This is a genomic window from Prosthecobacter sp. (assembly GCF_049294395.1).
GTDB lineage: Bacteria > Verrucomicrobiota > Verrucomicrobiia > Verrucomicrobiales > Verrucomicrobiaceae > Prosthecobacter.
In genome coordinates this window covers 18,018-28,525 of the sequence record NZ_JBAQCR010000054.1, presented here as the reverse complement: position 1 = coordinate 28,525, position 10,508 = coordinate 18,018, and the positions used below count along the sequence as shown (strand labels likewise).

General features: G+C 58.3%; 11 protein-coding genes. 6 read left to right on the top strand and 5 right to left on the bottom strand.

Annotated features, from left to right (window positions below; genetic code table 11):
• A partial coding sequence (locus WAW39_RS03925) for an NAD(P)-dependent oxidoreductase (protein WP_422315987.1) occupies window positions 1-760 on the bottom strand: 760 nt, incomplete at its 3' end.
• A gap of 49 nt (window positions 761-809) precedes the next feature.
• Between WAW39_RS03925 and WAW39_RS03920 the strand changes: the two genes are divergently transcribed.
• Window positions 810-1,070, top strand: a complete 261-nt coding sequence (locus WAW39_RS03920) for a hypothetical protein (RefSeq protein WP_422315985.1) — start codon at window positions 810-812, stop codon at window positions 1,068-1,070.
• A 77-nt stretch (window positions 1,071-1,147) separates the two neighbouring features.
• On the top strand, window positions 1,148-1,561 hold the full coding sequence (locus tag WAW39_RS03915; RefSeq protein WP_422315983.1) for a cupin domain-containing protein: 414 nt from the start codon (window positions 1,148-1,150) through the stop codon (window positions 1,559-1,561).
• Window positions 1,562-1,632: 71 nt separating this feature from the next.
• Here the strand turns inward: WAW39_RS03915 and WAW39_RS03910 are convergent, their stop codons facing one another.
• Window positions 1,633-2,724 (bottom strand): hypothetical protein, encoded by a 1,092-nt coding sequence (locus WAW39_RS03910; RefSeq protein WP_422315981.1) that lies wholly within the window; start codon window positions 2,722-2,724, stop codon window positions 1,633-1,635.
• Between the two features lie 93 nt (window positions 2,725-2,817).
• Here WAW39_RS03910 and scpB point away from each other — a divergent pair, with 93 nt between their 5' ends.
• The 3 genes from scpB (at window position 2,818) to WAW39_RS03895 (ending at window position 5,326) form a co-directional block, all read left to right on the top strand.
• Window positions 2,818-3,519: an SMC-Scp complex subunit ScpB gene (scpB, locus tag WAW39_RS03905; protein ID WP_422315979.1), complete on the top strand. Its 702-nt coding sequence runs from the start codon at window positions 2,818-2,820 to the stop codon at window positions 3,517-3,519.
• Window positions 3,520-3,539: 20 nt separating this feature from the next.
• Complete coding sequence (pheA, locus tag WAW39_RS03900) at window positions 3,540-4,625, top strand: chorismate mutase (protein ID WP_422315977.1); 1,086 nt, start codon at window positions 3,540-3,542, stop codon at window positions 4,623-4,625.
• Between the two features lie 128 nt (window positions 4,626-4,753).
• The gene (locus WAW39_RS03895; RefSeq protein ID WP_422315975.1) at window positions 4,754-5,326 is read left to right on the top strand and encodes a CAP domain-containing protein; all 573 of its coding nucleotides are present in this window, start codon (window positions 4,754-4,756) and stop codon (window positions 5,324-5,326) included.
• A 70-nt stretch (window positions 5,327-5,396) separates the two neighbouring features.
• On the opposite strand, the gene WAW39_RS03890 is transcribed toward WAW39_RS03895, so the two are convergent.
• From WAW39_RS03890 to xseB, 3 genes are all read right to left on the bottom strand, one after another.
• On the bottom strand, window positions 5,397-6,242 hold the full coding sequence (locus tag WAW39_RS03890) for a formylglycine-generating enzyme family protein (RefSeq protein ID WP_422315973.1): 846 nt from the start codon (window positions 6,240-6,242) through the stop codon (window positions 5,397-5,399).
• 600 nt (window positions 6,243-6,842) lie between these two features.
• Window positions 6,843-8,735, bottom strand: coding sequence for a 1-deoxy-D-xylulose-5-phosphate synthase (gene dxs / locus WAW39_RS03885; protein ID WP_422315971.1), 1,893 nt, complete (start codon window positions 8,733-8,735; stop codon window positions 6,843-6,845).
• A gap of 4 nt (window positions 8,736-8,739) precedes the next feature.
• Window positions 8,740-9,087 (bottom strand): exodeoxyribonuclease VII small subunit, encoded by a 348-nt coding sequence (gene xseB / locus WAW39_RS03880; protein ID WP_422315969.1) that lies wholly within the window; start codon window positions 9,085-9,087, stop codon window positions 8,740-8,742.
• Between the two features lie 402 nt (window positions 9,088-9,489).
• Between xseB and WAW39_RS03875 the strand changes: the two genes are divergently transcribed.
• Window positions 9,490-10,458, top strand: a complete 969-nt coding sequence (locus WAW39_RS03875; RefSeq protein WP_422315967.1) for a hypothetical protein — start codon at window positions 9,490-9,492, stop codon at window positions 10,456-10,458.
• Window positions 10,459-10,508: the final 50 nt, after the last annotated feature.

The following is a 10,508-nucleotide window of genomic DNA, read 5'->3' as shown; positions in this document are numbered from 1 at the left end:
CTTTGCCGGCATCCAGCGCGGCGATCATGTCGGCCATGTGGACGAGTTCGGCGCGCGAGGTGTTCACGACGAGCAGTTCGGGCTTCGCGAGCTTCAAGCGTTCGGCGTTGATGAGGTTGCGGGTGCTCTCACTCAGGTTTGCGTGCAGGCTCAGCACATCGATGTGGGGGAGCATCGTTTCGATTTCTTCGTGCTGGGTGATGCCGTGAACGTCTGCGAAAGCCTTGGGCCAGTACTGCGGCAGATCCATGGCGTGAATGTTCATGCCGAAGGCAGTGGCACGTTTCGCCACTTCCTGGCCAATGCGGCCCAGACCGACGATGCCGATGGTCTTGTTCCAGATTTCATGGCCGGTGACACGCTTCCATTGGCCGTTGCGGACGGAGTTGGCGGAATCGACGAGATTGCGCACCATGGCGAGCAGCAGGCAGAAGGTGTGTTCGGCCACGGTGGTGTGATTCACGCCGGGGGTGAAAAGGACAGGCAGCTTTTTCTCCGTGCAGGCCGCCACGTCGATTTTGTCCAAACCGATGCCGTATTTCGAGATCACCCGCAGGCGTGGCAGGGATTTGTCCAAAACGGCGCGGGTGATTTCGTCGTCGCCGCACAGGAATGCGTCAAATTCGCCCGCGAGTTCCAGCATGCGTTTCTCCGGCAGGGGGCCGCGTTCACGGTGTACTTCGTAGCCTTGCGCTGCGAGCAGTTCGTGGTGGTCGCCGGGGGTGTCCTGATAGCTGGTGGTGGTGAGAAGGATGCGCATGGCTGGAATTCAGATTGCAGATGACGGTTTGCGGAATGAGAGGGTGATCATGGGACAAGACGAAATCGAGCGCAACATGGGCGTGCAGCCTCTGGACGGGATCATGACCGAGCATGAACTGGAAAATCACGCCTTGGTGGCAGCCAGTACGGAGCCTATGACCCACAAAGCCGTGCAGCGCGCCCGCAAAGGCCGCCGCCTGACCAAGCACATGAAACAGCGCATGGCGGACGCTCTGAACCTCCTCCTCAAGCAGAAGGGCGTGGAGATCGAGCGTCCCTGGGTGGTGAAGGATTTGTTCACGTATTGAGAAGTGGCAAAACGGATAGTCACAGGTGCATCGCCCGGCTTGCCGGGGTGATTTCATCACGCTAGCATCCGCCCACCATGTCCGAAGCCATCGCCAACCGCCGTTTCGTCACCGCTGCCGAAAAAATCGACCACCTCTCTCCGTGGACACTGGAGGAGTGGATCTGCCGCAGCGACATCGTGAACAACGAGCACCTCATGATGGTGCGGGCCAACATGGAGCCGGGGCGCAGCCACCCCTTTCACTCACACCCCACCCGGGAGGAGATGATCTACATCCTTTCGGGCAAGGCCGAACAATGGGTAGGCCAGCAAAAGAAAATCCTCGGCCCTGGTGACACGGCTTTTATTCCCATGGGAGAAATCCACGGCACGTGGAACGTGGGCGAAGAAATGCTCGTCTTCCTGGCCATTCTTTCTCCAGCCAAGGCGGATGAGCCCGGCCTCGTCGATCATAGTGAAGAAGAGCCTTGGAAATCCCTGCGGAAGTAGCCCCGTGGCTACTCAGCGCGCAGTTGTTTGCGCAGATCGTTGATGCCGTCACGAATGGCGAAGAGTTCGGCTCAGAAGTCGTTGAGCAAATCTTGCCGGTCCTTCCACTCGGGGGCTTCCATCAGTTCGTTCAATGCAGCGAAGGCGTCGTTTGCCCAGTTGAGGCAGCGGCGTAGAATGGCGAGCGTGTGGCCGGTTTGGAATGAGCCGCCAAAATCCTGCGTGCCGAGTGCTCCTGCCAGCTTGCCGCTGATGTTCATCGAGTTGCGGATGAAACGGTCGAGCGCTGTGCTGCCATCGCTCTCTGCGGCGTTTTCTGCGCGTTCCTCTTTGATCTCGGTCAGAAGCCGCAGGACGAAGTCATGGGCCATGGTTTGCAGCGGATGGGCTTCACGCTCGCTCTCCTCTTCTAGGTAGTCGGAGAAGGCTTGGTCATCGAGTTCCATCTCGATCCCGTCCAATTCCGGCATGCCATCATGGCCTTCCTTCCAGTTTTCACCCTTGTCATCGTCGTCTCCTCGTTCGCGTCCGCGGCTGCCCTCCAGCATGTGATCCCAGCCCATGACAAACGCGATGCGGTCATCATGCAGGCCATCGATACCGTATTTTTCGATCGCCTCCATGTTTGCATCGGTGAGGCGATCAGACTGCTTGAGTGAGTCTTCCCAGGATTCCTCACTGGCATCGAACTCCTCATCGTCATCATCCCTCGGTTCGGGGCGTTGGATGATGCCGGCCAGCCATTCCCGCATGGCTTGGAGGTTGCTCATTTTTTGCGCTTCTTCCTCCGCCTCGTCCATTTCCCAGACCCATGCGGAGATACTGATCTCAAAATCCGTGCCCTCGATGAATACACGCCCGTTTTCCTCGGAGAACCATTCGATGTAGAGTGCATTAGCGCTCTCGAGCTCCTCTTTGTGGGAAGTGGTGATATCGCCGACATGGCCCTTTTGCTTCGGCTGTAAGGCCGAGGCGGGCCCCGGCGAGGGGGTGGGATTGGTGAAAGTTATTTTGCAGCCGGCGACGTCGCGCCAAGCATTTCCTCTCAGGTCAATGATGACGGGATCTTCCCGACCGACCAGCCAGAGCTTGCCACGCACGTTGTCGCGGGTGGTGTTGTCGATTTCGCCACGGATGACGGCAGTATCGAGACGCAGGGCCATGCGCGCATGAGAGAGCGGGCTTGGCGGCAGTGTCAAGGCTAAGGCATGGCTTGACTCTCCCCTCTGGCTCGCTTGAGATTGCCTGTCCGCGCCATGGAACTGATCTCGATCGTCGAAGCTCTTCTTTTTGCCACCCAGGAGCCCCTGGGTGTGCCGCAGATGTGTGCCGCCGTCAAAGAGACGGCCAAGGACATTTGTGATGCCGCCAGCGAGCCGCTTGCCGAAGGCAGTCCGATCCAGATCCCCGAGTGGGTGGCCCCATTGGCGGCTACGACCGAGGAGCAGGTGCGGGCGAGTTTGGATGAATTGATCGCCCGCTACGCCGCAGAAAAGCATGCCTTCACCCTCGTTGAGCGTGCAAACGGCTGGCGAATCGCCGCCCGTGGCGAGTATGCCGAGTGGTGCCGGGCGCTTTATCCCGGTAAAAAAGTGCAGCGCCTGAGCCAGCCCGCTCTGGAGACACTCGCCATCGTGGCCTACCGCCAGCCGATCACGAAAGCCGGCATTGAAGCTGTGCGCGGTGTTTCGGTGGATGCGATGGTGCAACAGCTCATCGACCGCGGGTTGATGAAAATCGAAGGCCGGGCCGATCTGCCGGGCCGTCCACTGCTGTATGGCACCACGGAGGCTTTCCTTGACCATTTCGGCGTGCGCAGTCTCGATGACATGCCCAACGCGTCCGAGCTTCGCCGGGTGAAACTGCCGACCGCCGAAGAAAGTGCGGCGGCTGCCGAGCACCCGCAGGAGCACCAGCTCTCCCTGGCTCCCGTCACGCCTGCGGCGGACGAGTCCTAACCTTTTTTCTCCTGCGGTCCATGTCCCTCGAAGAAGTCCGCAACAAGATCGATAGCATCGATCAGCAGCTGCTGCGTTTGCTCAACGAGCGTGCCGAACTGGTGCACGCCGTTGGCGAGATCAAACGCAAGGACGACCTGGACATCTATGTGCCGGGCCGCGAAGACAAACTGCTGCGCAAACTGGCGGAGATCAACCGCGCGCAAAACGGCCGTCTCACTGAGCGGGCGATCCGTGCGATCTACCGCGAAATCATGAGCGCCGCGCTCGCTTTGGAGGACAGCCTCAAAATCGCCTACCTCGGCCCCACGGGCTCCTGGACGCATCAGGCGGCGGTGAACAAGTTTGGCCACTGCGTCGAATACCTCGCTGAGGCCAGCACCGAAGGCGTCTTTGGCCGAGTGGCCGCGCAGACCGCAGACTACGGCGTGCTGCCCATTGAGCATTCGACGGAAGGCGCGGTGCATCACACGCTGGACCATCTGGCCGACAGCGCGCTGCAGATCTATGCCGAAATTTTGTGGAAGGCCGATGCCGCCGTCATGGCGCAGGGACCGAACAGCACCATCACTGAGATCCATGGACGGGCGCAGATGCTCGCCCATTGCCGTCCCTGGCTCATGCAGAGCTTCCCTGGCGCACAACTGATCGAGTCGGCGAGTTCCAGCGCTGCAGCCACGCTAGCGGCGCAGAATCCCACTGTGGCGGCTCTCGGTACGCCTTTGAGCGCTGAACTGCACGATCTGCGCGTCATCGCCACCTCGCCGCGTGAATACGCGACCCAGACTCGTTTCATCATCCTGGGGCGCCGCTCCGGCCCTCCATCAGGCAATGACAACACGATGCTCATGATCCATTCCAAGGATCGAGTGGGAGCGCTCATGGAAGTCCTGCAGGTCTTTGCCTCACGGAACGTCAACGTCCGGCAGATCGAGAACCGCCCCACCACCAGCGGCGCGCAGGCCCGCTTTTTCCTCGAAATCAGCGGTCATCATTCCGATGCCACGCTGCAGCAGGCTATCACCGCTCTTGAAGTCGAAGGCATCGCTGTTCAGGTGAAGATTCTCGGCAGCTATCCGGCTCCGGGCTGGGTGGAGGAGAGGTGATGATGCCGCGCGGCTGTCCCCGTGACATCGTACTTTGAATTTCACCGGGTTCTAAGCAAGAAGGTTTCATCCAGTTGCCTTCAGGACACTTCTGACTTTCTTCAGCCTTGATGCGCTTGATCTCGCTCTTGCTTCTTTTAACGCTGTCGCTGGGTGCTGAGGACACGGTGCAGCCTGCGGCTTGGACGTTTGCTGACTATGAGCGATTTAATCCTGCCACTTTTCGCATGTATGCACCTGCGATGAGGGTAATGGATCATGCCAAGATGGATGTTGGCCTGCTCAACGCGGCGGTTTTCTTTGCCACCAACGCGGAGCGGGAGAAGCAAAAGTTGCCGATTTTCCAAACTTCACGTGCGCTGGCGGCGTGTGCCTATGAGCACTCGCGGGACATGGCCTTGGAGAATTTCATTTCTCACGAGAATCCGAATGATCCCTCCAAACGCACCGCCTGGCAGCGCATGGAGGCCAAGGGCCTGAAAAGTGGCGAGCGCGCTGAAAACATCGCCATGCGCACCACGAACGGCCTCACCTACCTCGCCTTTGCAGATGAGATGGTGAAGTTGTGGATGAACTCTCCGGGCCACCGGGCAAACATTCTGAACCGCAATCTCCTCTTTTTAGGCTGCGGCGTGCATGCCTGCACCTGTCCGAAATTTCATGTCTATGCCACGCAGAATTTCGCATCGGTGGTTCCCTGAAGATCATGGGCGCTCGGCCGATTCAGGAGGTGAGGGGGCAAATAGTGACCTGTTGCATACGACAGGCGTCTCAGCGGCAGCGAACGACCCGAAAGCCGACATGAGCTGCTGGAAGATCTCCAGGCAGGCTGAAACGACTCGCGCAGCGGGCTTCAGCGGCCGTATGCCGCCAGCTGCCACCTCTGACGACGCAGTTTTGGCCCTTGTCAGGACCATGGGGATTTTTCAGCTGTGGCTCTGGAGCCCCGTAGCTTGGATCGTAGAAATCCCAGCACCACTCGGACACGTTGCCTGCCATGTCATAAAGACCGAATCCGTTGGGCTGAAAACTGCCAATGGCAGCGGTGTAGGGTTTGCTGCTCATCAGAGCAGGTACAGTTCCTTCACGCTGACTTTTGTCATACTCGATGAGGGGTGATCCATGGTAGTTGGCCTGCTCATGGGTGATCTCATTGCCCAAGGGGAAACGTTTGTCTGCGAGGCCCCCACGGGCGGCAAACTCCCATTCAGCCTCCGTGGGCAGGCGGTAACCATTGGCCTCCCAGTTGACATGCTGGTTGCCGATGTCCACCCTGTCTTTGCGTGCGACGTTCTGCCCGGTGGTTCCGGTATAGTAGCAAGGCGTGAGGCCTTCTTTTTCGCTGAGCGCGTTGCACCATTTCACAGCGTCGCCCCAGGAGATGCCATAGACAGGGTGGTTGTGCCTTTTGCCGTTGCCAGCAGGGAGATCTGGATAGCCATGCTCCCGTCCCCAAATCATGACGCTGTCCCATAGCTCCAAGGTGACCTCATGTCTGGCAATCATGAACGGCGCCAGAGTGACCTGATGAGGCCGTGCATCCTTCAATTCACCCAAGGGGTCCCCCATGGAGTAGCTTCCCCCCTTGAGCGGCACTAGTTCCGTTCCTGACTTCATCGCTGACGAAGATGCGAGATCCTTGCTTGGAAGGTCAGGCCGAGATGTGGGGAGTCGATGACTGAGGCCGAGAAGGTAGCCTAGAAGGGCGGCCATTAGAAAGCCTGCTGCAACGAACCATTTTTGAAAAGGCTGCATGCGCCGATTGCACTGAGCGGGGCGGCTGTAGAACGGCCTCTCATTGCTCCATATCACCTCGGTCGGCGCAGCATGGGTCGCACGTGATTTTTGGCCATCTTCAGCCAGCCCTGCCCGGTTACGTGCCCTGTTCATCAGCCCTCCGGCATCACCCAATTGCTGGGGCGAAAGAGGAATAACGGCATCATCACGAAATAGCATTGGGACTCTAGAGCGGCCTGTGAAAAGGTCTGATCAGCAGTTTTCAATAGCTGCAAAACTGAATACAAACATTCTTGTTCTCCTGACCATTGTCATGCGTGGCCCAGAGCAAAAAGAGGATGATTCAATGGCGCTGACATTTCCAGAAAGAAAGCAGCGGAACATCACAGATAAATCAATATTTAGGATGGCTGTCTCGGCTTTCTCGAAAAGACGATTCAGCAAGCTCCTCCCAACGCTGCCATCACTCCAGACCGGGCATTACGCCTGGCCTAGAGCACCGAGCACCTTCGCGACGGTGTTTTCGACGCTAAGGCCGTGTTTTTTACGAAGGACCGAGGGGGTGCCGTGCTCGATGAACTGGTCGGGCCAGCCGATGCGGACGACAGGAGTATGAATGCCTGCGTCGCTGAGCTGTTCGATGACGCCGGTGCCGAATCCATTGCGCAGTACGTGGTCCTCAAGGGTACAGACAACCTTCACTTTTCTAGCGAAGGATGAGATGCAGTCCATGTCGAGGGGTTTGATCCAGCGTGGATTAATGAGGGCGACGGACAGGCCTTTGGCTTCGAGTTCAATTTTAGCAGCTTCAGCGATGGGGAACATATCACCAAGGGCGATGAGGGCGACATCGTTGCCGTCGGCAATGACCTCGGCCTTGCCGATTTCGAGGCGGACGGGCTTGTCCTTGGGCATGATGCCCGGGCCGTTGCCACGCGGATAACGGATGGCGATGGGACCGCTCTCGTAGCAGGCCATGGTCCACAGCATGTCCACAAACTCGTCTTCATTGCGCGGCTGCATGTGGACGATGCCGGGGACGCCCCGGAGGTAGGCGATGTCGAAAAGCCCATGGTGCGTGGGGCCGTCATCGCCGCTGAGTCCGCCACGATCCATGCAGAGGCGCACGGGGAGATTTTGGACTGCCATGTCATGCACGATCATGTCGAACGCGCGCTGCATGAAAGTGGAGTAAATGGTCAGGAAGGGCTTCAGGCCACGGGTCGCGAGGCCGCAGGCAAAGAGTGCGGCATGCTCTTCAGCGATGCCCACGTCGAAATAGCGCTCTGGGATTTCCTTTTTGAAGACGCTCAAGCCAGTGCCGCCAGGCATGGCTCCGGTGATGGCGACGATTTTTGTGTCGGATTTCGCAAAATCGGTGACGCTGCGGGCGAAGACCTGGGAGTAGGTGGGCTTGTCGCTGGTGGGAGTCTCGCCAGTCTCGATGGTGTATTTGCCGAGGCCGTGGAACTTGCCGGGATCGTTGAGGGCAGGGGTGTAGCCGCGGCCTTTCTCGGTGATGATGTGCAGGATCACCGGCTCATCCTGAGTCTTGAGGAACTCGAAGGTCTGGATGAGCAGGGGGATGTTGTGTCCGTCGATCGGGCCGTAGTAGCGGATGCCGAATTCGTCGAAGAGGGAGCTGCGATTGGACGGGGTCTGGCTCTGCGGTAGCAGAATGTTTTTGGCGTGGTCTTCGACCTTCTTGGCGATGCGGCGTGCGTCTTCACCGAGAATGAACTCAAGCAGTTTGCCGGCTTTCTGATGAAGGTTCGCGTAAGCAGGGTGTGTGGCGATTGAATTGAAGTATTTCGCGATGGCGCCGACGTTGCGGTCGATGGACCATTCGTTGTCGTTGAGCACGACGATGAGGCGCTTGGTGTGCGCAGCGACATTGTTCATCGCTTCAAACACCGGGCCGCAGGTGAAGGCGGCGTCTCCGGCCACGCAGATGACGTTTTCGTCCGTTCCGCAAAGGTCACGACCCGTGGCCATGCCAAGGGCGGCGGAGAGCGCTGTGCCAGCATGACCTGCACCGTAGCAGTCGTGTTCGCTTTCAGTGCGAAGGAGGAAGCCGTTCAGGCCGTCATGCTGGCGGATGGTGTGAATGCGGTCCCAGCGGCCGGTGAGCATTTTGTGAACATAGCCCTGGTGAGCCACATCGAAGACGAAGCGGTCCTTGGGGGTGTCGAACACCCGATGCAGGGCGATGCTAAGCTCCACGACACCAAGATTTGGGCCGAGGTGGCCGCCGGTCTGGCTGAGGGTCTCGATGAGCGTCTGGCGAATTTTCTCCGCAAGTTCGGGCAGTTTCTCCAGCGGCAGGGCTTTGAGGTCGGCAGGGGAGTTGATGGCAGGCAGTTGGGTATCCACAGGTCTAAAAAAGTCGAATTTCGCCACCTTCAGGCTCGGCGGTTTTACGGCGGCGGGCGGGGGAGCGGAGTTTTTCGGTGTCTTCGGCGCTCTCGTCGTTATCAGCGGCATCGTCAAATGAACTGAGCGAGGCTTTGCCACCTTCAAGATCGGCACTGATCACATCCACACGACGGCGGGCACCATCGATACGATGCCGGCAAAGTTTGAGGAGTCGCACCCCGTCTTCGTAGCTGGAGATCATTTCCTCCAGGGAAAGCTGGCCGTCCTCCATTCCCGCCACGATCTCATCCAAGCGCTGCATGGCGTCTTCAAAGGAGGGTTCGTCGGACTTGGGGCTGGGTTTGCTCATGTGTGTTTATCACTAGCCAAGGAGGCACGGAAGGGCGGTCATTATCCGGGCTTCATAGGAGGCCGCAAGCAGGAAAAGGCGTGCTTGAAAGGCATTTGGCCCCCCTTTGGCGGTGATGGAGGATTCAAAATGACGCGTGGGATGGAGGTGGCGTGTGGTTGGTTTTGACGCCCTCAGCATATCCAAGCTCACCGATGGCCAAGAGTTAAGACCCTCTCGAATATGGAATATTACGTTAATTATTGAATTTATATTCATATTGGCTAAGGTAATATTTAGCCCGTGAAGATCCTCGAACGCAGATTTTGTCTCCATGCGTGCGTCATTGGGGCCATGTTCTGGTCCCATGACGCTCTTGCCTATTTGGGCAGTTTTGAGGAGCAAGATGGTTATCGGGTCCCCATGAACGGCCAAATTCTGTCTGCTTATCTGGCGGGGGATGCCCAATTCTATCTCAACAATAACTCCGTCAACGGCTATACCGGGGTGGTGCCGCTGGGAGCCTACCCCAACTCTTTGGGGGACGGCACGAACGGGCCCGACGTCACACGTTATAACGCGGGTCAATATGGCACCAACCACTCAGGCCCCGGAGGAGGGGCGACGGACATTGCCGACGGCACAGGCCTTTGGCAGGTGCTGTCAGGAGGCAGACTGTACGAGGATGCCACGGCCCCCTACTATTATGGGAGCCAGTACGATCGGAATCAGATCGTCGCCTACCGGAACACCATGCCGCACTCCGGGTCGCAGACCCTGAACCTGATGGCTTCGGATCAAAGCTTCAGTTACCGCTACAGCATGGATTCGCGCGATTATGACGGGATTACTCCCGCGAGTACGGCGGGATTGCAGGTGCAAATGTCGTTTTGGGTCAAGCCTTCGGACTGGGATGATCCCGACACCGGCAATATGATGGGGCTGTCGCTGCTTGATTCGGCCAATCAGTCCGTGTTTGAAGTCGGGTACACAGGTGACAATTTCCTGCAGTACCGCATGATCGGCGGTGCCTGGCAGACGACAGCTTATCAAATGGGCACTCTGGGCTGGTCTGAAATCACCGTGGCGCTGGATACACTGAACAACACCGCCACTCTCGGCATAAGCGCCTACAATGACGGAAGTTCAATGCTGGGAAGCAGCATAAGCGTGCTCAACAATCAGAGTCTTGGGCTGGTCAGCGGCACGATCACCGGACTGCAGTGGGATTTGCGCGGAGGCAGTCTGGACAATGGAGCGGTGAGCTACATTCAAAGCTTTGACGACTTTAACTTTACGATCACTTCCGTCATACCGGTGCCCGAGCCCTGCAGCGTGTTGCTCTTGCTCCTTGGGGCCGCCCTGCTGCATGCCCCACGCAGGCGGGCGTAAGCTGCTGACAGCAGGTTATGCAGGACAAGACCCAAAAAAAACACCCGGTC